The organism is Alistipes senegalensis JC50 (genome assembly GCF_025145645.1).
GTDB lineage: Bacteria > Bacteroidota > Bacteroidia > Bacteroidales > Rikenellaceae > Alistipes > Alistipes senegalensis.
In genome coordinates, this window is sequence record NZ_CP102252.1 from 2,922,718 (window position 1) to 2,946,706 (window position 23,989).

14 protein-coding genes are annotated in these 23,989 nt (G+C 59.7%); 2 read left to right on the plus strand and 12 right to left on the minus strand.

Translation table 11 applies throughout. The annotated features are described in order from the left end of the window. Positions 1-2: 2 nt before the first annotated feature. The 12 genes from NQ519_RS11720 to NQ519_RS11775 all read right to left on the minus strand — a co-directional run bounded on the left by NQ519_RS11720 (position 3) and on the right by NQ519_RS11775 (position 20,608). A complete protein-coding gene (locus tag NQ519_RS11720) occupies positions 3-1,490 on the minus strand; it encodes a xylulokinase (RefSeq protein ID WP_026076575.1) in 1,488 nt (495 codons plus the stop codon). Positions 1,491-1,669: 179 nt separating this feature from the next. Beyond that, on the minus strand, positions 1,670-2,416 hold the full coding sequence (locus NQ519_RS11725) for an NUDIX hydrolase (protein WP_019150967.1): 747 nt from the start codon (positions 2,414-2,416) through the stop codon (positions 1,670-1,672). Between the two features lie 225 nt (positions 2,417-2,641). After that, positions 2,642-4,171 (minus strand): hypothetical protein, encoded by a 1,530-nt coding sequence (locus tag NQ519_RS11730; RefSeq protein WP_019150965.1) that lies wholly within the window; start codon positions 4,169-4,171, stop codon positions 2,642-2,644. A 26-nt stretch (positions 4,172-4,197) separates the two neighbouring features. Beyond that, positions 4,198-5,085, minus strand: a complete 888-nt coding sequence (locus NQ519_RS11735; RefSeq protein WP_019150964.1) for a sialate O-acetylesterase — start codon at positions 5,083-5,085, stop codon at positions 4,198-4,200. A 5-nt stretch (positions 5,086-5,090) separates the two neighbouring features. Then, positions 5,091-7,730: a glycoside hydrolase family 2 TIM barrel-domain containing protein gene (locus NQ519_RS11740; protein WP_019150963.1), complete on the minus strand. Its 2,640-nt coding sequence runs from the start codon at positions 7,728-7,730 to the stop codon at positions 5,091-5,093. Continuing rightward, positions 7,727-10,087, minus strand: a complete 2,361-nt coding sequence (locus NQ519_RS11745; protein ID WP_019150962.1) for a glycoside hydrolase family 31 protein — start codon at positions 10,085-10,087, stop codon at positions 7,727-7,729. The genes NQ519_RS11740 and NQ519_RS11745 overlap by 4 nt, the downstream gene beginning before the upstream one ends. Further along, positions 10,084-11,895 (minus strand): glycoside hydrolase family 71/99-like protein, encoded by a 1,812-nt coding sequence (locus tag NQ519_RS11750; protein WP_019150961.1) that lies wholly within the window; start codon positions 11,893-11,895, stop codon positions 10,084-10,086. Before NQ519_RS11750 ends, NQ519_RS11745 begins: the two co-directional genes overlap by 4 nt. A gap of 83 nt (positions 11,896-11,978) precedes the next feature. Continuing rightward, the gene (locus NQ519_RS11755) at positions 11,979-13,523 is read right to left on the minus strand and encodes a hypothetical protein (protein ID WP_026076574.1); all 1,545 of its coding nucleotides are present in this window, start codon (positions 13,521-13,523) and stop codon (positions 11,979-11,981) included. A gap of 30 nt (positions 13,524-13,553) precedes the next feature. Continuing rightward, positions 13,554-14,159 (minus strand): fasciclin domain-containing protein, encoded by a 606-nt coding sequence (locus NQ519_RS11760; protein WP_019150959.1) that lies wholly within the window; start codon positions 14,157-14,159, stop codon positions 13,554-13,556. A 20-nt stretch (positions 14,160-14,179) separates the two neighbouring features. Beyond that, positions 14,180-15,622 (minus strand): RagB/SusD family nutrient uptake outer membrane protein, encoded by a 1,443-nt coding sequence (locus NQ519_RS11765; protein WP_019150958.1) that lies wholly within the window; start codon positions 15,620-15,622, stop codon positions 14,180-14,182. 12 nt (positions 15,623-15,634) lie between these two features. Continuing rightward, entirely contained in the window at positions 15,635-18,772 is a 3,138-nt protein-coding gene (locus NQ519_RS11770) for a SusC/RagA family TonB-linked outer membrane protein (RefSeq protein WP_019150957.1), read from the minus strand. 228 nt (positions 18,773-19,000) lie between these two features. After that, positions 19,001-20,608: a cobyric acid synthase gene (locus NQ519_RS11775; protein WP_227901111.1), complete on the minus strand. Its 1,608-nt coding sequence runs from the start codon at positions 20,606-20,608 to the stop codon at positions 19,001-19,003. Between the two features lie 418 nt (positions 20,609-21,026). Between NQ519_RS11775 and dndC the strand changes: the two genes are divergently transcribed. Beyond that, entirely contained in the window at positions 21,027-22,367 is a 1,341-nt protein-coding gene (gene dndC, locus NQ519_RS11780) for a DNA phosphorothioation system sulfurtransferase DndC (RefSeq protein WP_019150955.1), read from the plus strand. Further along, a complete protein-coding gene (locus tag NQ519_RS11785) occupies positions 22,364-23,989 on the plus strand; it encodes an AAA family ATPase (RefSeq protein WP_227901110.1) in 1,626 nt (541 codons plus the stop codon). Before dndC ends, NQ519_RS11785 begins: the two co-directional genes overlap by 4 nt.

The window sequence follows — 23,989 nt, forward strand, 5'->3', positions numbered from 1 at the left end:
AATTATGAATTTTGAATTTTTCTTTCGACTTCTGCGACCCATGCGCGGTATCCCGCTTCGAGGGCTTCGCGGTCGGCCGCGACGGGTTCCACGGCCTCCAGCCGGCGGAGCGAGGCGAAAGCCTCTTCGCGTGTCCTGTAAAGCCCGGCTCCCAGCGCCGCACCGCGTGCCGCTCCCAGCGCACCGTCGGTGTTGAACAGCTCGATGCGGGCTCCGGTGAGCGTCGCCAGCGTCTGCCGGAACAGCGGCGAGAGGAACAGGTTGGCCTGTCCGGCGCGGATGATGTCGGGCGAGAGCCCCAGCCCCCGCATGATGTCGATGCCGTAGCGGAACGAGTAGGCGATGCCCTCCTGTGCGGCGCGGAGGATGTGGGCCGTGGTGTGGCGGTTGAGGTCGATGTTGACGATCCCGGCCCCCGTGCAGCGGTTTCCGAGCACGCGCTCGGCGCCGTTGCCGAACGGAACGACCAGCAGTCCTTCGGAACCCGCCGGGACGCTTGCGGCCAGACGGTTCATCTCGGCGTAGTCCATCGTTTGCTGCGCGACGTTGCGGCGTATCCACGAGTTCATGATGCCCGTACCGTTGATGCAGAGCAGGATGCCGTAACGCGGTTTTCCGGGCGTGTGGTTGACGTGGACGAACGTATTGACGCGCGACTGCGGATCGGCTTTCGGGGTGTCCGTGATGCCGTAGACTACGCCGCTCGTGCCGCCCGTCGCGGCGATCTCGCCCGCCTCCATGACGTTGAGCGAAAAGGCGTTGTTGGGCTGGTCGCCCGCGCGGTAGGAGATGGGCGTGCCGGCCGGGATGCCCAGCTCGCGTTCCGTCGCGGCGTCGGTGTGCGCCTGAATGCCGATCGAAACGTCGGCGTCGGGGATCATCGCGTGGGGAATGCCGTACCGGTCGGCCACGAAGTCCGCGCGGCGCTCCTCCTTGAAATCCCAGAGAATCTGCTCCGAAAGGCCGCTTATGCTCGTGGACATCCGCCCCGAAAGACGGTAGGCGATGTAGTCGCCCGGGAGCATGAACTTGTGGATTTTCGCAAAGATTTCGGGTTCGTTGCGCTTCACCCACGCCAGTTTCGACGCCGTGAAGTTGCCCGGCGAATTGAGGGTGTGTTCCAGGCAGAACTCCCGGCCGATCTCTTCGAGGGCCTCGGCGCCGATCCCGACGGCCCGGGAGTCGCACCAGATGATCGACTTGCGCAGCGGTTCGCCCTCCTCGGAGAGCGCCACGAGTCCGTGCATCTGATAGGTGATGCCGATGGCCGCCACCTCGCGCATGGGGTGTTTCACGGCGATCTGCCGGATGCCTTCGCGGACGTAGTGCCACCACATTTCGGGGTCCTGCTCGGCCCAGCCGCTCCGGAGCGCCTCGATGGGCATCTCCGCCGCGGGGTTGGTGGCCGAAGCCACGCATTCGCCCGTCGGGATGTCCAGCAGCGACACCTTCACCGAAGAGGAACCTATGTCTATGCCTAAACTTTTCATGGCTGTATTTATTTTGTGGAGATTACTGAATTATATACCTACCGTCCGAAACGCCAATTTTGCTGCGAAGCAGCACTAAGCCCCCGCCTGAGGCGGGGGTTGGGGGTGGGTCAGATTTATATACGCCGCTACAGGCGGCGACAGCGGCGGTCGAAAGCGGTATGCTGTACATAATCAAATTAATACCTCCAATTGTTTATGAATCCCAGTTTCAGTTTGTCTTTCAGGGCCTTTTTGTAGGCGTTTTTATTGAACGTGTAGTATTGCGCGGGTTTGTGGGCCACGCCCTGCTCCTTTTCGGCGGTGGGGGTCAGGAAACCCGAGGCCAGTATTTTTTTGCGGAAGTTGCGGTTGTCGATTTCGATGCCCAGCACGGCGCTGTAAAGGTTCTGCAACGCCCGGATCGTGAATTTGCGCGGCAGCAGCTCGAAGGCCACCGGCGATTGCAGCATCTCGCGGCACAGCACCGTGAGGGCCGCCGAAAGGATCGCCTTGTGGTCCATGGCCAGCCGCTGAATCGAGTCCACATCGACCCATTGGGCCCCTTTGGCCGTCGTGTAGGCGATGGTGCGGCTGTCGAGCTTCACCAGCGCATAGTAGCCGACGGTGACCACGCGGTCGGTCTGGATGCCGTGGTAGCGGTTGATCCACTCCAGCTCCTCGCCGGCCACGCGCTTGGGGTCGGAGAAGATGTCCATCTGCTTCAGGTAGACGTTTTTGAGCCCCGTGGCCTCTTCGAGGACGCGATAGGCGGCTTCGGGCAGCGTCTCGTTTTCGAGGATCATGGCTCCCGGCAGTTTGAGCTTGTCGAGACGCGTGTCGGGCTTGTAGTAGCGCCGCTCGATGAGCAGCACTTTGAGCGATTTTCCGTTGAAGCCGAAGACGGCGCAGTCTACCGACAGCGATTGATTCATCTGGATGGACATGATGGTCGCGGGTTTAGGTTACGATGGTAAAATTATCCATTCGGAAAGGCAAATCCAAACTTATCGTCTTTCGTACGCTAACTATGCCGCTGCAAAGCGCCTGCCAGAGGGGCTGGGAGGCGATTGCGGGGCGGTCGTGTTAGGCCCGGAATTACGCTAACCGGAATCCCGCGTGTCGGGCTGCGGGATTCCGGCCGGCGCATGCGTTCGCGGACGGGACGGGGATCAGCGCTCCGCGTCGTAGTAGGAGGCCAGCGGGTAGAGGTTCGTGTGGAGCTCCCGGGCCAGGTTCAGATAGTCGGCGTAGGGGGTGTACTCCACCGACACGAGGCCCTTGTTCGAATCCGCCGTGCCGCCGTAGCCGTCGTTGTATTCGAAGTGCATCCACCCGGCGCAGTTGCGCGTCTCGAGCAGCCGCAGGCAGAAGTTCTGGTAGAACTCCCCGCGGTTCTTCTGCGTGCGCACGAGCCAGCCGCCGCCGTCGGTGTTCGAGTAGGCGCGGCCCTTGTAGTTGGCGTCGGCGCCCTTGACGTAGAACTCCGTGACGATGAAGGGCTTGTCGCCGCACCATGCGGCAAGGTCGGCCATGAAGCCGGGTTCGGGCTGCCAGCGGGCGTAGTAGTTGACCGACACCACGTCGCAGTAGCGGGCGCAGGCTTCGACGATCCCCTGCGTGTACTTGCTCCAGTCGTGGAGGCGCGATCCGAGGATCAGGTGCTGCAGGTCGGCCTTGCGGACGGCCTCGCTCGTGACCTTGAAATAGTGGTCGGCGACGGCCGAGCGGAATTTCTCGCGGTGGGCTTCGGTGACGGCCTCCGCCGAGGCGATGCCCTCCTGCGCCATGAACGCTTCGGCGAAGTCCCGCGCGCCCTTGTATTTGTCGGGCAGGGCGAGGAAGTGCTTCAGCTCGATGCCTTTCACGGCGTCGGCGTTCTCGTAGGCCACGAAGGGCAGCTCGTTGTCGAGGTAGTAGCCCACGAAGTGTTTGTCTCCGGCGAACAGGGCGCATTTCTCGCGGGCGAGGTTCTCGACGTAGCTCTGGAACGTGGGTTCGAACGCCAGTACGAGGCGGTTGTAGGTGCCGTCCTCGAAGGCGTAGCCCAGGTTGGCGGTCATGTCCCACATGAAGGTGCGCAGCAGGTAGAGGTTTTCGGCGTAGGCCATCTTGCGCTGGCCGGGGTTGAGCAGGTTTTCGCGCATGTCGTCCGGGAAGCGTTCGATGCGGTTCGAGCCGTAGGAGACGTAGTTGAAGCCGTAGGAGGCGAGCATCGCGCCCGTCTCGGCGCTCCATTTGGCGTTGCCGCCGAATTTGCTGTTGAATGCCGCCGTATGTTCGGCCGAGGTGCCGGGGCGCACGTGCTGCGTGCCGTGCAGGATGACGGCGCCGCCGTCCGGATCGAGGAAATACCAGCGTCCGCCGGCCTTGCCCACGCGGAAATAGCCCTCGGTGCCCGTCACGGAGACGGGTTCGTCGTAGTCGAGGCGTCCGCCCCATGCCGTTTCGACGTGCCCGTCCACCGGCGAGAACCAGTTCATGCCTTTGACCGTGCGGGTCTCCGCGGCGTCGGCCGTGGTCCACGGCCTGAAACTGCCGCTTTGGATCTTGCGGTATTCGACCGCCGTGTAGCTGTATTCGGGTTTGTCGCCGTGACCGGGTTTTCCGGAGGGTTCGCCGCCGGTCGTGTCATCGGTGCAGGATGCGGCCGCTGCGAGGCATCCGGCCGCGAAAAGGAAGGATCTGAAAAGTGTGTTCATTGCAAGTGCAGGTTAGGATATTGTTTTTATCGGATTTTCAGCAGGGCTTCGGCGTAGCGGCGCCCCAGTTCGCGCTGGCTCGCGGCCGAGAAGTGCGGGTCCGTTTCGTCTTTCATCGGCGCGAGCCCCTCGGCCGATACGCAGGCCGTGTGCGGGATGCGCAGGCTGCGGAGCATGGCGTTGAAGGGGGCCGTGCCCTCGGCGCGGTTCGTCCAGTTCCAGTGGGCGATTTCGCCGAAGACCACCGGCAGCGAGGGGTTGCCGAGCTCCGTGCGCAGGATTGCGACGAGGCGGCGGAGTTTGGCCCCGTAACGTTCGGGATGCGCCGAATCGGCCTCGCCCTGATGCCACAGCACGGCCGCGAAGTCGCCCCAGTCGCCTGCGGCGCGGATGCGTTCGACGGCTTTGGCCAGATAGTCCGTTTCGGAGCCGGGCAGCCACTCGTCGATCGACGAGCCGCCGCGGGCGTTGACCACGACGCCCACCGGGGCGCCCGTGACCTCCGCATAGCGTGCGGCGAAGCTCCCGACGGGGCCAATGCGCTGCATGCCGAGCTCCTTGCGGACGGTGGAGTAGCGGTTCATCGGCTCCGCGGCGCGTTCGAATCGGGCGGAGTCGTTGAAGAGGTAGACCCCGCGGAGCGTGTCGGCGGCCCCGGCGTCCATCGGACCCCGGCCCGCCATGTTCGACTGCCCGATGCAGAGCACGAGCCGCAGGCGCGGCAGCCGCACGAAGCAGACGCCGCCGGCCGTGAGCGTGTCGCCCGGCATGGGGCGGGGTTCTATGGCATGTCCGTCCGCGAGTTCGATGCGCGGGGTATGCGCAGCTCCGTGGGCCACGTAGACCGTGTCGGGACGGGCGCAGGCCGCGGCGGCGAGGCACAGGGCCGATGCCAGCAGGAGGGTGCGTTTCATGGGCGTCAGTGGTTGCGGTAGATGCGGATGGCGTTCAGCACGGGTTCGCCCTTGATGCGTCCGAAATCGACGCGCAGGCCCTGGCCGTCGCGCGCGATGACCTCCACTTTGCGGACCATCGCCCGCGAGAAGCCGACCTCGGCGGCGATCGAGAAGTTTTCGAGCACCTTGCGGCCGTTCACCGAAACGTCGAACCGGCGTCCCGTGTACTGTTGCTGGGCGCCGTCGGCCCCGAGGTTGTAGGCCAGCGCTTCGCGCTGCCGGGCGGCGTCGAGTTCGGCCCAGTAGAGGTAGACCGAGTAGGTGCCGTCGGGCACGTCGGCGCGGAACGACTCGATGCCGACGCGCTGGGTCTGGAACACGGGGTCGTTCTTCGTGCCGAGGATGTCGGACGCGCTTCCGAGCCATCCGGTTCCGGAGCGCCGCAGCGCCTCGCCGCCGACGTATCCCCAGCTGCCCGGGGTGTAGGGCTGTTCGGGAATCCACGCCAGACCCGCTTCGCGGTCGTCGAAATAGCGGGGCGAACCGAGCATGACGTTCAGTTCGGTGAACCGTTCGGGCGACGCCTGCGCCAGCCGGAATCCGACCGTCAGGACATCGGTGAGCGCCCCGGCCCGGGCCACGAGGCGGTTCTCGCCGTCTGCGAACGGCACGTCGAACATCGCCACGCCCCCTTCGGGACGTTTGGTGCCGACCTTGCGGCCGTTGACCGTCAGGGTCACCGACGGCTGGTTGGTGAAGACCGGAACGGGCTGTGTGCAGCGGCCCGAGCCGTCGTCCGCACCGCTGCGGTTCCGCCACTCGCGGTTGCCGATGACGAGCTGCGGGGTGCGGCTGAGCACGGTCTTGTAGAAAAGATAGGTGTCTTTCAGCTCGCGGTCGAGGCCCGTGACGCCCTTGTTGTTGACGTGGGGCACGACATCGGCGCGCGGCTCGGAGTAGAAGGCGTTGAGGTTCCAGAGCGACGAACCCGCGATGAAGGGGCGTTTGCGCATCTGTTCCAGGTAATGACGGTTGTAAACCAGCCCGTATTCCTGCGAGAAGTCGAACTGCTCGGGCGAAAACGAGTGCAGGCGCGGATCGACATCGGCGCCGTACTCGGTCACGATCAGCACCTTGTCGGGATACTGCGCGTGGAGCCGGTCGAGGATGCGCTCGAAGCCCGTGATGTCCTTTTCGTACCACCCCTGATAGAGGTTCCAGCCCTGAATCATCGGAATCTGCGTCAGGCGGGCGGCGGCGTACCGTTCCGGAGCGTTGTGGAAAGCGATCATCGTGTAGCGCGCGGGGTCCTCGCGGCGGATGGTCTCCTCCAGCGTGCGGGCCACGTGTTCGATAGCCTTGTAATACTCCTTCGTGCGGGTTTCGTCGGTGTAGGGCGGGTGCAGCAGCGTTTCGTTCATGTAGGCCCAGATCATCACCGAGGGGTGGTTGAAGTCCTGACGGACCATCTCGCGGACCATCCGCACCGAGTTTTCGAGGAACTCCAGGCTTTCGGTGACGGCGTTGACCACCGGAATCTCGACCGAGGCGACGATGCCCAGCCGGTCGCACATCTCCATCACCACGGGGTCCTGCGGGTAGTGCGACACGCGCAGGAAGTTGCCGCCCATCTCCTTGATCAGGCGCACGTCGCGTTCGTGCATCTCGTCGGGCAGCGCCCAGCCGCGGCCCAGGTAGTCCTGGTGGCGGCACGTGCCGACGAGCTTGCGCGGGCGGCCGTTGAGCGAGAAGCCCTTGTCGGGGTCGAACGAGAACCACCGCAGGCCCAGCGGGTTGGAAACCTCGTCCAGCACGCGGCCGTCCTCGGCCACGATGCGTGTCAGTACGCGGTAGAGGTTCGGTTCGTCGATGTCCCACAGCCGGGGCGAAGCGATCGTGATGTCGCGGCGGAGCTGTTCCGCGACGCTTCCGGCGGCGATTTCCGCCATGTCCTCCGCGCGGGCGGCCTCGCGGCCGTCGGGCGCGACGATGCGGTGCTCGACGCGCACCCGGACGGGTTCCGTGCCGCTGTTGGCCACCAGCGTCCGCACCTCGACCGCGGCCCGTTCGGCCGTGACCTCGGGGGTCGAGAGGTAGACGCCCGGCGATCCGAAGTCGGTCGGCGCCACGTGCACCTTGTCGGTCAGGAGCAGGCTCACGTCGCGGTAGATGCCGCCGAAGAAGGTGAAGTCGGCCGACAGGGGCGGAATGTCGGGGTCGTGGGCGTTGTCCACCTCGACGGCGAAGAGGTTTTCGCCGCCCGGGACGATGTATTTCGTGATGTCGAAGACGAAGCGCGTGTAGCCGCCCGTGTGCTTTCCGGCGTAATGGCCGTTGACGTAGAGCCGCACCACCTGATTGGCCCCCTCGAAACAGAGATACGCCTGCTTCGAGGCGGCGTCGGCCGGGAGGACGATCCGCTTGCGGTACCACGCCGGGCCGCGGTAGAATCCCGGAACGTCGTCTGCGGCGTCCTCGGCGTTCCACGTGTGGGGGATGTTCACCACCTCCCACGCCGAGTCGTCGGCCGCGGGCTGGAAGGCGTTGTAGGGCGATCCTTTGGTGAAACGCCAGGCGTCGTTGACCGTGTATCTGACCCGTGCCGCGGCCGAAGCGGCGGTCAGAAACAGCGTCAGGCAGAGAATGATTCGGATGTGTTTCATCGGTTTTCGGTTGATTGGAATTTGCATTCGAGGGGTTCGCCCGTATAGCGGACGGTCTGTTCCGCGGGTTCCGCTCCGGGGCGGAAGACCCGGATGCGGAGCGTCTGCTCCTGCGCCATGCCGGGGTAGGAGCCTTCGCGCGCGGAGATGCGCAGCGCGGCGTCCGCCTCGGACCAGCCGAGGGTGCAGCGGGCGTATTCGCCCCGCTCGTAGCCGTAGCCGTCCCCGGCGTCGTCGTAGAGCGTGAAGCGGGCGTCGGCCCCGGTGTAGACGCGGATTTCCAGCTCGGTGTCGGGACCTGCCATGACCGACTCTTTCGCCGCGCCCGTCGGCACGATCGAGCCGCCCCGGGCGTAGACCGGGAGTTCCGTGAGGCCGCACGCCCGGGTGATGCGCTCCCCGCCGCGGAAAGCCTCGCCCGTGAAGAAGTCGTACCACCATGCGCCGTCGTGGCGCGGCAGCAGCGTCGTGACCGGCTGGGTCCGGGCCCCGGCGGGCATCGGCTCGAAGACGGGGCGCACGAGCAGCGCGGGGCCGAACAGATAGGCTTCGTCGTAAGCTGCGACGGCGCGGTCTTCGGGGAAGGCCATGCCCGCGGCCGCGATGAACGAACTGCCGTTCGCCGCAACGTCGTAGGCCGTGGAGTAGACGTAGGGCGTCAGGCGGTAGCGCAGGTCGATGTATTTCGTCTGGTTGCGGTACCAGACGCTGCGTTCGTCGCCGAACTGCCACACTTCGCGCGGGACGTTGGTCCCGTGGGCGCGGAAGATCGGCAGGAAGGCTCCGAACTGGAACCAGCGGGCGTAGAGCTCCTTGTAGGCCGGGTCGGCCAGTCCGCGGGGGTAGATGCCGCCGTTGTCGGTGACGTAGAATCCGCCCGTGTCGAAGGTCCAGTAGGGGAATCCCGACGCCGCGAGGTTGACGCCCGCGGCCAGCTGGCGTTTCATCGTCTCCCACGAGGCGACGATGTCGCCCGACCACACGGCCGTGCCGTAACGCTGCTGCCCGGCGAATGCCGAGCGGGTGAAGAGCAGCGGACGGCGTTCGGGAGCCGCCGCGCGCAGACGGCCGTAGAGGTCGCCCGTCCACACCAGCGAATAGGTGTTCAGATAGCGGTGGAAAGCTCCCAGGTGGGTTTTTCCGGCCGATTTGGTCCGGGCCTCCTGTTTGCGCTGGGTGAATCCCTCGCGGAACGAGGGTTCGGTGGCGTCCATCCACCAGCCGTCGATGCCGGTGTCGAAGAGCCCCGTGCGGAAGTGGCGCCAGAAGATGTCGCGCGCCGCGGGGTCGTAGGCGTCGAAGACCTTGTATCCGGCCCACGTCCGTTCGTCGAACAGCGCTCCGGCAGCCTCCAGATCGCGGTACACGGCGGTTTCGGGGCCGAATCCCGGCCACACCGACACCAGCAGCCGCACGCCGTACTCCTCGTGCAGGCGGGTGACGGCGGCTCCGGGGTTCGGGTAGCGCACGGAGTCCCATTGGAGGGCGTTCCACCGGGGTTTTTCGCCCCAGTACTCCCAGTCCTGCACGATGATGTCGATCGGGATGTGCCGGCGGCGGTATTCGCTGACCACGCGGGTCAGTTCGTCGAAACTCTTGTAGCGTTCGCGCGACTGCCAGAACCCGAAGGCCCATTTCGGAAGCATCGACGCCGCGCCGGTCAGCGCACGGTAGCCGCGCACGCATCCTGCGGGATCGCCCCCGTAGACGAACCAGTAATCGACGGCGTCGCCCACCTCCGACGTGAATTCGAAAACGTCGCCTCCGTCGCGGAACTCCGAGGCCGAATAGTTGTCCCACAGCAGTCCGAAGCCGCGCGTGGAGACCAGATAGGGGTTGACGATGTCTTTGTTGGCCTGCAACAGCAGGACCGTGTCGCGTTTGTAGTTCAGGGCGCCCGTCTGGTACTGCCCCAGTCCGTACAGCGCCTCGTCGTCGGTCCCGGCGAACCGCTGGGTCACGGCGTAGCACGCCTCGCCGCCCACGGTGTCGGGACGGAGCGAGCGGGCGGTCTCCGCGAGCAGCAGGGCGTCCGTGCGGGCGTCGCGGAACGAGAAGAGGCCCCGCGTGCGGTCGAACTCCACCCGGAGCTGCGGCGTGCGGAACGCATAGCCGTGTTCGATGGCCTCGCGGCGCACCTCGACGGGAGCCGCGGGCACGGAATTCACGACCAGCCGCCGCGTCACGAGGGGCGATCCGGCCGGGCGGACGAGGATGCGCACGGTGTTTTCCGTGCGGAACTCGACGCGGTAGGCCATGCCCGCCTCGTCGAACGTGAAGGCGTTGCCGTCGCGCGAGGGACCGCCGCAGGCGGTGCAGACGGCGGCCAGCAGCAGGGTGGTGAGCAGGCGCATCATCGGCTGAGGGTGTAGTGGAAGCTCACGTCGCGCAGCTTCAGTTTGCCTTTGAACATCAGCGTAAAGCCCGGCGTCGTGGCGTAAAGCACGTTTTCGGGGGCCAGTTCGACCCGCACCCGTTTCCATGTGCCCGTGCCGTCGGTCTTGAACTTGGCGACGGTGGCGAAAATATCCTTGGGCTGACGCTCGGTGCGCGAGTAGAGGAAGACGAAATCGCCCGTCGGGGCGTCGTCGAAGTATTCGAATTCCAGATAGCCCGTGTGGGTGCGCGCCGCGATCAGCGACCGGACGGCCGTTTCGGGCAGGTAGACTTTCAGCTCGGGCGAAGCGTACCGGACGCCGTGCACGGCGTCGCTGCTGAAGCGCAGTTCCGATTCCGGAACATCCAGCGTGCGGTTTTTGAGCGTCTTTTCGAGCGCATCGACGGCCGCTTCGGCCGCGGAGAGCCGTTCGGCGGCCTCCGCATAGCTTCCCCGGGCGATCTCTGCGGCGGCTCGGTCCAGCAGGGCGTCGGCATCGGCCGTCTTGCGGCGTGCCGCGGCGAGGTATTCGCTCCGTTTGCGCAGGCCGAAGAGCCGTGCGGGAAGCGCGATGCCCGAAGCGTCCTCCGGCATCTCCTTGAACTGCGCGGCGTAATGCAGCGTCGTGCGCAGTTCGCGGTCGCCGTTCTCCACCGTGGGCTCGATCTCGTGCCCCTCGGTGTAGTCGCTCCACGAGGCGATGAACATCATGTCGAGGCTGTCGCGCGAAGCCATGCTGAACTCCCACATGCGTTCGTAGGTCCGGCCCCCGTCCCGCGGGATGTAGTAGAAATGCTGTCCGCCCCAGCCGGCGCAGCCGCGGTTGTCCATGCCCGGCATGACGAATCCCGACTTGACGGTGTAGGCCGGATCGGCGCTCATCCACACCGAGTCGCGGAACGGCTTCATGAACTCGATGAGGTCGTCCGGTTCGGCGTAGTGGTCCCAATGGGGGTGCGCGGCGTCCATCGGGCGCACGCGGGCCGGCAGCCACGCCGTGGGGATCATCCCCAGCTCCTTCCACGACTGGATCTCGGGGCTCCAGCGCACGGGAACGTAGCGGTTCTCTTCGAGCGTGCCCCACTCGGCCCAGCGGCGCAGCACGGCGGGCTGCGGCATGCCCTCGGGCAGGCGGACCTTCGAGGCGGCATAGGCGTATTCCTCGGGTTGGGCGCCCGGCCCGAAGAGGTAGAAGACCGGGCGTCCGCCGACGGTCGGGGCCGTCGGGCCCGACAGCACGTTGTCCACCAGATACTGGTAGCAGCGGGCGTAATGCTCGGTCTTGGCCTCGCGGGTGTCGATTTCGGGGTGCATGCGGGTGATCCAGTCGTAGTAGAGCCAGCCGTCGCACCAGTTGACGCCGATTTCGAAGCCGTACTTCGCGGCCACGGGCTGCATGGCTTTCAGCAGTTTGTCGTTCTCGTGGTCCATGAAACCCCATTCGATGAAGAATCCGTCGATGCCCGCGGCCTTGGCCGAGAGAATCTGGTATTCGATGTAGTCGGGGTCGAGGTTCGACTGCATGCCCGCCTGCGGATAAGCCACGGCGGCGATGTCGTGGCGCCCTGCGGCGTCCATGAAGTCGGCGTTGTAGCAGAGCGTTTTGCGCCCGGTTTTCGACTTGGCGGTTTCGGCGTGCATCTCCCAGCGGCCCAGTTTGCCGTCGTGGGCGCGCGTGTAGCGCACGCCGTGATAGTCGGCGTAGATTTTCTTGCCGTTTTGTGCCGGGGCTGCCGCCGGAAGCAGGAGCAGTGCCGCAGCGGCGAGTGAAATGCGTAACGGGGTCATCGTTTCGGTCTGTTCGGTTTATCGAAGAACGGAAAACCCTCCGGAGAATTGCTCCGGAGGAATTTCCGATTCTGAAAATGCGGTTACTCCTTGGGGAGTTTGACCGCGAAGGTGAATACGCGGGCGTTGGCGTTCGTGCCGATCTTCTCGCCGATCGCAACGAGTTTCATGAGGCCCACTTTGCCGCTGCCGGCCGAGGACTTCGCACCCGTTTTGAAGGCGATCACGGCGCCGATCAGCTCCTCTTTGCCCTTGATGTTTGAGGACTGGATGGTTCCGGCGTCGATGGCGGCGATGTCGGCGGCCGTGGCGCTCTCGAAGTCCACGTCCGTGAGCAGTTTGAACCGGGTGGCGTTGAGCCCGCCGAAACTGCCGATGTTCTGGCCGTTGTACGAGTATTCCGCGTTCTTGCCGTCGGCATTCTCCATCGAGTAGATGCGCACCGACTGGGCGTTGCCGTTCATGTAGTAGACCTTAACGTCGGCGTGCGACTGCAAGTCGGTGTTTTCCAGACACTCCTGCACGGAGTAGGTCTTCTGGTCGCCCAGCGAGAGCAGGCGTTTCGCCCCGCCGGCAGCTTCCGCACCGTCGCCCGCCGGAGCCGTGGCGACCGGAATATCCTCGACGTAGTACATGTTGACGCAGGCTTTGGTCGTCGCCGTGGTCGTGCGGCCCACATTGTCCGTGACGATCACCTTGACGCCCGACGTGGAGTTGGTGAAGAGCATCTTCTCGGCGTAGTTCAGCTCATTGAGCCTCTCGTAGGTCGTGGTCTTCACCGATGTCTCGGTCTTGCCCTCCACGCGGAACAGCTCGACCTTGACGACGCCGGCCTGCGACTCGATGGCGATCTCGACGGTTTTTTCCTCGTCCTTGTCGGCCGCGATCGTCGTTTGGGCGAAGGTCACGACGGGAGGCGGAACGGTCTTGTACTGGATCTGCATCGTCTCGATGCGCACCTGTCCGTAGTTGTCAACGGCCTTGACCTTGAAGCCTCTGTCGAATTCGTCGAACTCGATCATTTCGTCGAAGGTCCACGATTTCTGCTGATCTTCGTCGGTGAACGTCAGGCTCGTATAGGGTTCCTGCCCCGAGGTCTTCACGCGGGTGATCTCGATCGACTGCAACAGCGCCGAGGTGTTCACTTCGATGTGCGTGCGGGGCTTCTCGCCGCCGACGGTCTCGTCGTACGACCATTTTGCGGGCGTGAAGACGATCGAGGGGGCTTCCACAACGTCGATGATCGAGATCGGCATCTTCGCCTCGGCCTTGCGGCCCAGCAGGTCCACGGCCTCGATCACGGCCTCGGTGTAGTTCGACTCGTAGTTGATCTCCTCCGCGAGGCTGTAACTCCTGGCGTTGAAGAACTCGGTGACGGTGGTCACGGGAACCGTCTCCCCGTCCGAGGTGTTGATGCTGAGCGAGACGCTTTTGAGCCCTGCTTCCGATTTGACGATGGCGACGACCGGCAGGTTGTCCACCACGTTGAGGTCGGCTTCCAGCGTGTCGTAGGCGTAGGTGATGGTCGGTTCGGCGGCCGAAGGGTCGATTCCCTCGTCGTCGTTGCAGGCCGCGAACGACATGACGGCGAAAATCCCGGCCAGTATCGTGAATAATCTCTTGTTCATGGTTTTCGGTGTTTTAATGTTCGTCGTGTCCTATTTCCTGTAATAGCAGTAGGAGTCGAAGACGTGGATCACGCCGTTGGTCGGCATGATGTTGCAGCTCACGGACTTGCGCATAGGCGAGTTGCCGTTCGTGCCCGTGTCGTTCACGATGATCGCTCCGGCGTCGGCCATCCAGGGGTTCTTGCGCGTGAGCATGGTCATCAGACCCTCTTCGCCGCGGCGCAGCGTCAGCACGAAGATCGCCTCCACGGGAAGCTCTCCGTAGCCGCTGTAAAAACCGTCGATGATGTGGTAGCGCAGCAGGTTCTGCACGTCCTCCTTCGGGCAGTCGGTGATCTTCGACTTGTCGGGATAGGTGCTCACGAACGCCTTGACGGCCGTGTTGGTCAGCGCCAGGAAGGTGTATTCGCGGCCGGTCTGGGTGTAGTACTCCTTCATGCCGGCGTATTCGACGGCCGCCATGAACTCGCTGAAAATGTCCGTACGGGTTTCGAAATACTCCCACGCCGTCATCGGGATGTGGGGGTCGAGCACCGAATGGTCGTAGTCGGCGTCGGTTTGCAGTTTCATGTCGCCGCAGGCTGCGGTCAGCGCGACCGCCAGAAGCAACGACAATTTCTTGATTATGGGTTTCATGGTACAGGTCGTTTTGGAAATTATTTACTCGTTGCGTAGTAGCTGTTCTGCACCAGTTTCTTGTTCTGGTCCAGGTGGGAAAAATGGATCGGGAAGAGTTCGTTGCCGTCCTCCTGGCAGCCGTTGATCGGGCCCATGACGCTCTTCCAGCGGCCCGTGCGCACGAGGTCGAACCACCGGCGGCCTTCGCCGACCAGTTCGCGCTGGCGCTCGTCGAGGATGAAGTCCACGAGCTCCTCCTCGTCGGCGAAATCCGCGGCCGAAGGGGTTTCGAGACCGGCGCGCGTGCGGATCGGCTTCACCAGGTCGAGGGCCTCCTCCCACTTGCTCTGCCGGGCCTGCGCTTCGGCCTGCAACAGGATCATGTCCGAATAGCGGTAGATGGGGTAGCCCACTTCGCAGGTTCTGTTGAGCGTCGAGGAGATGTCGCCCGAGATGTATTTGCGCATCTCCCAGCCCGACTGGTAGTTCTTCGTCACCAGCGGGAAGCGCAGGTCCTTTTCCTGATCGTATTTGGCCAGCAGCGCCGGCGACATCACGGCGGCGCGGTTGCCCGAGCCCGTGAACCACTGGTACATGTAGCTGTAACCGTTGGTGCCCACCTCGTCCATGTTGAAATGCACGATGAAAATGAACTCCTTGGTGCTGTATTCGTCGTTCTCGGGGGTGTTGTCGCTGGCCTTGTTGTTCAGCTCCTCGGCGAACATCTTCTTCCAGGTGCTGATGTCGGTTTCGAGGGCCATGAACGACGCGTCGTTCTTCATCTTCTCGATGGTCTGGTCGGCCAGGCTGTATTCCTTGAGCCACATGTAGGTGTCGGCCATGATCGCCCACGCGCCGTAGACCGAGATGCGCTTGCGCTCCTTGTTCTTCGTGCGGTCGATCAGCGACTCGGCCTTTTTGGCGTCTTCGAGAACCACTTCGCGGAGGATGTAGTTCATGTCGGTGCGCTCGCGGTAGATCTCCTGACTGTACTCCTCGTTGGGCTCGGTGAACAGGGGCACGTCGCCCCAGACGCGCACGGCGTAGAGATAGGCCAGCGCACGCATGCCGTAAGCCTGTCCCAGCAGGTCGTTGCGGTCCGACACCGACGGCATATCGACGCCCGGCAGGTATTTGATGCAGAGGTTGGCCTGGTTGATGACCTGATAGAGGGCGGTCCACTTCGTGCAGTTGAGGTCGGTGGTCAGCTGGTTGTCGATGACGCGCTGCTGGGTGGCTGCCGTCGAAGCTCCGGGGGCGAAGTCATCCGAGCGGAATTCGCCCCAGTAGAAGTAGTTTTCGCGCATGGCCGAGCGGAAGAACCCGTAGATCTGGCTCACGCCGGCCTTGGCTTCGCGCGAAGAGGTCCACATCTGGTCGGCGGGGAGTTCGCTCACGGGCTGTTCGTCGAGGAACGACTCGCACGAGCTGAACCCCGAGGCCAGCAGGAGGGCTGCAAGTATGTATTTGATCTTTTTCATTGTTGTAAGCCTTTAGAATTTAACGTTTATACCTGCGCCGAATTCGCGTTTCATGGGGTAGCGGTAGGTGTCGCGGCCGATTTGCAGCGGGTTGGACGACGAGAACTCGGGGTCGTAGCCGCTGTAAGAGGTCCACGTCATCAGGTTGTTGCCGAAGATGTAGACTTGCAGCGCCTTGATGCGCAGCGATTTGATCCAGCGCTCCGGCAGGTCGTAGGACAGACGCACGTTCGACAGGCGGATGTAGTCGGAGTCCTCGACGTAGAACGAGTTGGCGTAGCGCGCGTTGTTGTACTCGTCGTTGTAGGGGCGCGGGTAGAGCGCCTGGTCGCCCTGGTGTATCCACATGTTGTTGATCACGTGGGGCGAAGGGGTCGTCGAGGTGTAGAGGAACATGTTGCGCTGGTGCTCGGCGTAGTTGTAGATCTGCCCGCCGAACGAGTAGTAGAACGACACGAAGAGACCGAAGTTCTTGTAGGTGAAGTTCGTGCTCAGGCCGCCGGTGTAGGTGGGCAGCGCGTTGCCGATGATCATGCGGTCGTTTTCGTCGATCACGCCGTCGCGCGAACCCGCGGACTCCTCCCAGTTGACATCGCCGCCGCGGAAGGGTTTGCCGTTGGGCAGTTTCTTCTGCACGTAGCTGCCGTTGTAAACCTGCCCGTCGAGCGTGTAGTGGCTGAACGAGCCGTTTTCGAAGACCGGCGTGAGCTGCTGCCACGTGTCGGGCGTGAAGGCGTTCGACTCGTCGTAGGGGAAGATGTTGATCTGCTTGTATCCGTAGAAGTCGCCGATCGAACCGCCCTCGGCCATCCACCAGAGGTCGTTTTCCAGATAGGGTTCGCCCTCGGCGAGTTTCTCGACGGTGTTCCAGTTGCGCGAGATGTTGAACGACGCGTTCCAGCGGAAATCCTTCGTGCGGACGAGGTCGCCGGCGATCGAGAACTCGAAACCGCGGTTGCTGACCTCGCCGACGTTCGTGCGCATGGTCGAGAATCCGGACTCCTTCGGGAGCTCGCGGTTGGCCAGCAGACCGTCGGTGTACTTGTCGTAGTAGTCGGCCGTGATGGTCAGGCGGCTGTTGAAGAAGCTCAGGTCAAGACCCACGTCCACCTGGCGGGTCTCCTCCCAGCGCAGGTTGTCCACGGCGAGACGTGCGGGATAGACGCCGCCCACGCCGTCGTAGATGTCGCCCGTGGCGTAGGAATAGAGGTAGTCGTAGTTGCCGATCTGCTCGTTGCCGGTGATACCCCAGCTGACACGGATCTTGGCGTCGTCGAGCGCGCGGCGCGAGAAGCTCATGAAATTCTCGTCCGAGAGGCGCCATGCGGCCGATACCGAGGGGAAGTTGCCCCAGCGGTTGCCTTTCGAGAAGCGCGACGAACCGTCGCGGCGGAAGGTGGCCTGGATCAGGTATTTCGCCTTGAAGTCGTAGGTCACGCGGGCGAAGAGCGACGCCATCGAGTGATTCGACTGCCAGGTGCCGGTCTCGTTCAGGGTGAGGTTGGCGGCGAAGGCGTTCATCGTGGGGATGAAGTCCGTCGAGGAGTTGATGCCCGACAGAACGGTCTGGTCGGTGCGCCACTGCTGCTCGCTGAAACCCACGAGGGCCGAGAAGTTGTGGTTGCCCCACTTGTTCTTATAGGTGAGGACGTTCTCGTTGAGCCAGTTCCAGTTGAGGTTGTCGGCGGCGTAGCCGCTGTTGCTCTTCTGCCACTCGTCGGTGATCATGCTCGGGTAGACGCGCTGGCGCTTGTTGAGATAGAGGTTGGCGTTGATGCTGGTCTGGAACGTCAGCCCCTTGGCGAGCTTCAGTTCGAAGCCCTGGTAGAGGTTGCCCTGATAGTATTCCGTGCGGTCGGTGGTGTATTTCACCTGTGCCAGCGGGCTCTTCTGGCCCTGGAATACGCCGGCCAGCGTGCCGTCGGGGTAGTAGAGGTTGAAATAGGGGCGGCGCGACAGCATCGCGGTCATCAGCTGCCCTTCGTTGATGCCGTTCTTCTGGGAGTAGCCCAGCGATACGCGGCTGTGGAGCGTCAGCCAGTTGGCGGCCGTGTAGTCGGCGTTGATACGGGCCGTCAGACGCTGGAAATTCGTGTTGGGGACGATACCGCGCTCGTTGTAGTAGCCCGTCGATCCGAAGTATTTCATCCGCTTCGTGCCGCCGGCGACGCTCAGGTCCACCTGGTCTTTCTGGGCCCACTGGAAAAGCAGGTCCTGATAGTCGTTGTCAACGTTGAACGCTGCGTTCAGCGAGTCGTTGATCAGCTGGTTGCTGGCGTTGTCAACGTAGCCCGTCGCGTTGTCCTTATGATAGGTGTCGCGCAGGATGTCGAACTTGCGGCGGTCGGCGCGCGTGGCCTGCGCGAGTTTGTGGGAGAGTTTGCCCCAGGTGTGGAGGTATTTCACGTCGATGCGCGGTGCTCCCTCCTGACCGCCCTTGGTCGTGATGAGGATGACGCCGTTGGCCGAACGCGAACCGTACATGGCGGCCGATGCGGCGTCCTTGAGGACCTCGATCGAGGTGATGTCGCCGGGGTTGATGCCGTCGATGTCCTCCATCGGGATTCCGTCCACCACGTAGAGCGGCTTCACGCCCTCGGCCGAGAAGGTCGAAATACCGCGGATGTTGATCTGCGAGCTTTCGCCCGGCTGTCCCGAACCTGCGGAGATCTGCACGCCGGCGACCTGTCCCTGCAACGCCTCGAAGACGTTCGCGGGGGCGCGGCGTTCGATGGATTCCGACGAAATGGAGGTGATGGAGCCCGTCACGTCGCGTTTGCGCATCGTGCCGTAGGCGACGACCATCACTTCGTCGATCTTCTGGGCGTCGGAGTCGAGCGCGACCTCCAGAAAATCGGCGTTCGCGGTGAGCGTCTTGGTCACATATCCGATGAAGGATACCTGGATGGACGCCCCGCGTTTCGAGAGCGAAAGCGAGAATTTGCCGTCTGCACCGGTCACCGTGCCGTTCGACGTGCCCGGCTCGACTACGGTCGCGCCGACGAGGGGCTGGCCGTCACCTTTGACAGTGCCCGAGAGGGTGAATTTCCCCCCCCCACTTTTCTGGGCGACGCCAAGTCCCGGTTGCAGCAGCGTTGCCGCCAGCAGGACGGTACACAGCCAATGAACTTTCGTCAATAGTTTCTTCATGATTGTAATTAGTTAGTTGGTTTTATGTTGTGAATGATTGTAGCGTGCCTGTCGCTTCCGTTCGCTCCGGGGGAACGGGTCCAAGGCAAAGTTATATAATTTTTTTGTTGGAAAATGCCGTGTGTGTGCGTGCACACACGGCTCCGGACCCATAACACCGGATGCCGTGCGGCGCGCGGAAAAACGTCCGAGATGTTTTCGGAGGCCCCTGATACCGTATTTTCGGGACTAAGTGTCCGGCGTATCCCGGCTTTCCGGCGGGCGGCCGTTTGGGGTATTTTTTACGCTAACTAATTTTCGGGATGCTTCTCTTCCGGCGGGGCTTCCCGCACGGAGCTGTTTTCTGCGGCTCAGGATTTCGTAAAGCCGTTCCATGTCGGTGTTCCGGCGCACGCGATCGGCCAGCAGGTCGTACTGCCGGTCCTTGTAGGCGCGGGCGTCGGGGAGCTCAGTCCGGGGAAGCCGTGCTGCGAAGGGGCGCAGCAGTCGGTCGATGAAAAGGGAATTGTCGGCGATCCCGTGCAGGTAGGTTCCCAGGCAGTTCCCGGCGACGCAGCCGTCGCTGGTTCCGTCGGCGAGGCGTGCGAGCGGTTCCGCCGCGTGTCCGGGGAGCGGAGCGGTGCGTCCCATGTGGATTTCGTAGGCCGATCCCGTGCGGTCGTCGTCGGGGAGGGTGAACCGGATTTGCCGGGTGACCTTCTCGCCGGCCAGCACGGTTTCGACGGGCAGCAGTCCCAGTCCCGGCATCGTTTCCGTGTCGCTTTCGATGCGGTGCGGATCGCGGATGGTGCGGCCCATCATCTGATAACCGCCGCAGATGCCCGCCACGGTGCGTCCCGCTTCGGCCAGCCGGACGATCTGGTCGGCCAGCCCCTTGCGGCGGAGTTCCGCCAGGTCGGCCATCACGCTTTTGGACCCGGGCAGGAAGACGATGTCGGCATCGTCGAGCGCTTCGGGCGAATCGGTGTAATAGAGGCAGACGCCGGGACGGCGTTCCAGCGTATCGAAATCGGTGAAATTCGAGAGGTGGCGCAGCAGCACGACAGCGATGTTGACTTTGCCGGGTTCGGCCCGGCGGTGGCGCCGGTCGAGCGCCACGGAGTCTTCGGCTTCGATATGCACGTCGCGCAGGTAGGGGATCACGCCCAGCACGGGGATGCCGCAGAGTTTTTCGAGCATCCGGCGGCCTTCGTCGAAGAGGCTGATGTCGCCGCGGAACTTGTTGATGAAGATGCCTTTGACCAGCCGGCGTTCCCACGCTTCGAGCAGCTGCATCGTTCCGTACACCGAGGCGAACACTCCTCCGCGGTCGATGTCGGCCACCAGAAACACGTCCGCCCCGGCGTGGGCGGCCATCGGCATATTCACGAGGTCCGCATCGCGCAGGTTCAGTTCGCTGATGCTTCCGGCGCCTTCGAGCACCACGGGGTTGTAGCGCGCCGCCAGACGGTCGTAGGCGGCGCAGACCTCGCGCCGCAGGGCATCCCGCCCGGGCCCGGTGCGGAAGAATTCGGCGGCGGAGCTGTTTCCGGCGACCCGGCCGTTGAGGATCACCTGACAGACCTTGTCGGTGTTGGGTTTCAGCAGCAGCGGGTTCATGTCCGTATGGCACTCCACGCCGGCGGCTTCGGCCTGCACGACCTGCGCCCTGCCCATCTCGCCGCCGTCGGCCGTCACATAGGAGTTCAGGGCCATGTTCTGGGCCTTGAACGGTGCGGGGTCGTATCCGTCCTGGCGGAAAATGCGGCAGAAAGCCGCGGCGAGCAGGCTTTTGCCCACGTCGCTGCCCGTTCCGGCGAACATCGCCGGATGCAGTCTTTTGTGTCGTTCGCTCATGTGCCGCTCTGTTTCGGGAGTCCGCCGGCCCGACGGGAACCGTGTAAAAAAAGACCATCGAGATCCGATGGTCTTTTTTTCGTGTGGAGAATACGATTCGTGAACCTATTCGCTAAAGCCCCTTATTATCAAGGTGATAAATATGTCAAAAGTCGCGTAGTAACGCATTTGTAACGGTTTCTTGTCTGCAATAGGCCGACTATTGTCAGTCAAGTGTCTGCTCGTTCATTACGAATACAAAGATAGAAAATTTTATTGATTTTTTATAGCTTAAAGTCTTTTTTCATTAACTGAATTATAAATTCTTATTTTATTGGATTGTATTCGCTTGACAGATTATGGGATAAATATCGCGATTTTCATCTTATTTCGTCTTTTTTATTATAACTTTGTATATCATTTTTAGTTAATAGAATAGATGACGAAGAGAATTGGGTATATAATAGATGAGATCCTTGATCAATATATGTACGCAGATCTAACTTTTCGTCCGTGGATCATTGGATTTAGTGGCGGGAAAGATTCTACTGTACTATTGACCCTTGTATGGTTGGCATTACGAAAAATCAAAGAACAAACAATAGCTCCTTTTCAATTAAGACGTCCTATATATGTCGTTTGTAATGATACAATGGTGGAGAACCCTATTATTGCGACTTATGTAGACGAAGTTTTAAATACGATTGAGATAAAGGCGCGAGAAGAAGATTTGCCGATATTTGTTCGGAAAACAGTGCCTAAACTTGAAGATTCATTTTGGGTCAACGTAATCGGCAAGGGCTATCCTGTTCCCAATACCGCATTTCGATGGTGCACAGAAAAGATGAAAATAAAGCCTACAGCACGATTTATTACAGAGCAAGTAGATGAATGTGGAGAGGCAATTATCTTAATTGGAACAAGAAAAACAGAGAGCGCAACACGAGCTCGCTCTATTAAAAAACATGAAATTCACGGGAAACGACTTACCAACCATACAATTCTTAAAAACACATATGTATATGCACCTATAAAGGAATTGATGTTGGAAGAAGTGTGGTATATTATTAATGCTATACCATCACCGTGGGGGTTCGATAATTCGATTCTATTCAATATTTATAAAGATGCAAGTGCCGATGATTATGAATGCCCTACTGTTGTAACGGACAAAAGTCATGGATCGTGTGGACAGAGTCGATTCGGATGTTGGACTTGTACAGTTGTCAAAGATGACAAATCCATGCGCTCTCTTATTCAGAATGGTCGAGAATGGATGCGGCCATTGTATGATTTTCGGTTACAGTTGGATCAAGAGAGAAATATTATAGAAAATAGAATGCCATTTAGACGCGATGGTAGGAAAGCGGTTAATGATATGGGTTCGTATGTATTTCGTTATCGAGCGAGTATCCTTGAACGGCTTTTGCAAATTCAATATGATTTGCAGCAAAAAGATCCCAATATAAAACTTATTACAGATCAAGAGTTGATCGCTATTCAGGTTAATTGGTATCGTGATTTTAATTTTACATTCCAAGTATCTGAGATATACAACAAGATATACAACACATCATTATATATGGAAGAAGTAAAAGTTAAAAATAAGTTAGAAGCAGATCTTATGAAAGAGGTTTGCAAGGATAACATTGAGGAGGGTGAACTGATCGAACAGTTGCTTTTACTTCAAAAAAGTAAATCTCTTATGCAAAGACGGCGTGGTTTGAAGAGCGAAATCGAATCGCGTATTGAGGAATTTGTAAAGAATAAAAAGAAATGATAATAAAGGAAATAGAACTTAATAATTTCCGTATCTATAAAGGAGTAAATACGATTGATTTAACTCCTGATGGAGATCGCAATATAATTATTGTGAGTGGAAATAATGGCTTCGGAAAAACAACATTTCTGATGTCATTAGTATGGTGTTTGTATGGCCGCCAAATGGATAAGGTCGATGATCTGTACCGCAAAGAAATTGAAGAAAAGGGCGGTTATAGTAAATATATTGGGAATAGCCTTAATATTCAAGCAAAAAAAGAAGGAGAAACCCGTTTCTCCGTTTCTGTTACATTTACAGATGTCGAAATTCCGGATGTCCCTTGTACGGATATAAAGATTACACGTTCGTACGATAGTGCAACAAACTATGACGATGAACTTGAAATATTTATAGATGGAAGAAAAAGCGATTTGTTTTCCGGCACAAAAGAAGATATTACGAAAGAAGAAGAAATCTTCATTCGAGATTATATTCTTCCTATTGAGATAGCGAAATTCTTTTTCTTTGATGCAGAAAAGATCGTTTCTTTTGCGCAAATCAATACTCCGGAGCAACGGCAAGATTTAAGTCGCGCATATTCGCAAGTTTTAGGGATTCAAAAATATGATGACCTGAAAAATGAATTGGAACGTATTCAAGATGACTATCGACGAGAATCGGCAAAACCGCAAGAACGGAAAGAGTTTACGGAGCTGATAGCTTCTATTGATTATGCTGAAAGCGAAATCAGCAGATTGTCCGATGAAATCTCTAATTTGGAAGATGATCGTATTTTACAGCAGCATGAATCAAAAGAATTGCAAACCAAGCTGATTCGAGAAGGAGACTTAATGACGCAGGAGGAATTGGAGCAATTGAATAAAAAACGAGACAATCTTTCTTCTGAAATGCATGAGGCAGAAGACGATCTGAAAGATCTTTATAATCTCATCCCTTTCGGATTGTCTGGAGGTCTCATATCGTCTATCCTTGATCAACTGAAAGAAGAAAAAGCGTACAAGCAAAATAAGTTACAGCTGGAAGGTGTGAATGACAAAACCGATGTTATTCTCAGCGATATAGAAAATGCAAAACGAGATTTCAATCATTCGATAGATATTAAGGTACGAGATTTTTATGAAAGTCAAATCAGAAAACTTATAAAAAAGTATTTTTATAACGATCTTGATAATAATCGTTTTGAGCATTTTACTATGCTACACGATTTTACTGGCATACAAGAGAATGATTTCGCTTCCCTTGTGTCAAAGATAAAGGAAAGTAAATCATCTTTCGATGATTTGCATGGAAAATATACAAAGGCAAAAGCGGAACTTTTTTCGATTGAAAGAAAAATAAGGGAAGCAGAAAAGAATGCAGAAAGCGATTATGTTCAAGAGTTAAGGAAGAAAAAGGAGTTGATAGATAGAAAAATAGAGTCTATTTATCGGGATATTGCGGCTAAAGAAAATGAAAAAGAAGAGCTTTCTGATAAGATTATTGCAAATAAGAAACAGAAAGAGATCTTGTCGAAAAAGATAGCGGTGTCTAATCAAAATAAAGCTGTTGATGATGAAGCTTCAAGGTTGATTAGGACGATTCAACAGTTCTTGATTAAGTTTAAGGAACCCGTTGGTTGA

Coding starts and splice junctions, on each gene's coding strand:
- NQ519_RS11720 (WP_026076575.1), bottom strand. CDS start 1,490: ATGAAAAGTTTAGGCATAGACATAGGTTCCTCTTCGGTGAAGGTGTCG.
- NQ519_RS11725 (WP_019150967.1), bottom strand. CDS start 2,416: ATGTCCATCCAGATGAATCAATCGCTGTCGGTAGACTGCGCCGTCTTC.
- NQ519_RS11730 (WP_019150965.1), bottom strand. CDS start 4,171: ATGAACACACTTTTCAGATCCTTCCTTTTCGCGGCCGGATGCCTCGCA.
- NQ519_RS11735 (WP_019150964.1), bottom strand. CDS start 5,085: ATGAAACGCACCCTCCTGCTGGCATCGGCCCTGTGCCTCGCCGCCGCG.
- NQ519_RS11740 (WP_019150963.1), bottom strand. CDS start 7,730: ATGAAACACATCCGAATCATTCTCTGCCTGACGCTGTTTCTGACCGCC.
- NQ519_RS11745 (WP_019150962.1), bottom strand. CDS start 10,087: ATGATGCGCCTGCTCACCACCCTGCTGCTGGCCGCCGTCTGCACCGCC.
- NQ519_RS11750 (WP_019150961.1), bottom strand. CDS start 11,895: ATGACCCCGTTACGCATTTCACTCGCCGCTGCGGCACTGCTCCTGCTT.
- NQ519_RS11755 (WP_026076574.1), bottom strand. CDS start 13,523: ATGAACAAGAGATTATTCACGATACTGGCCGGGATTTTCGCCGTCATG.
- NQ519_RS11760 (WP_019150959.1), bottom strand. CDS start 14,159: ATGAAACCCATAATCAAGAAATTGTCGTTGCTTCTGGCGGTCGCGCTG.
- NQ519_RS11765 (WP_019150958.1), bottom strand. CDS start 15,622: ATGAAAAAGATCAAATACATACTTGCAGCCCTCCTGCTGGCCTCGGGG.
- NQ519_RS11770 (WP_019150957.1), bottom strand. CDS start 18,772: ATGAAGAAACTATTGACGAAAGTTCATTGGCTGTGTACCGTCCTGCTG.
- NQ519_RS11775 (WP_227901111.1), bottom strand. CDS start 20,608: ATGAGCGAACGACACAAAAGACTGCATCCGGCGATGTTCGCCGGAACG.
- dndC (WP_019150955.1), top strand. CDS start 21,027: ATGACGAAGAGAATTGGGTATATAATAGATGAGATCCTTGATCAATAT.
- NQ519_RS11785 (WP_227901110.1), top strand. CDS start 22,364: ATGATAATAAAGGAAATAGAACTTAATAATTTCCGTATCTATAAAGGA.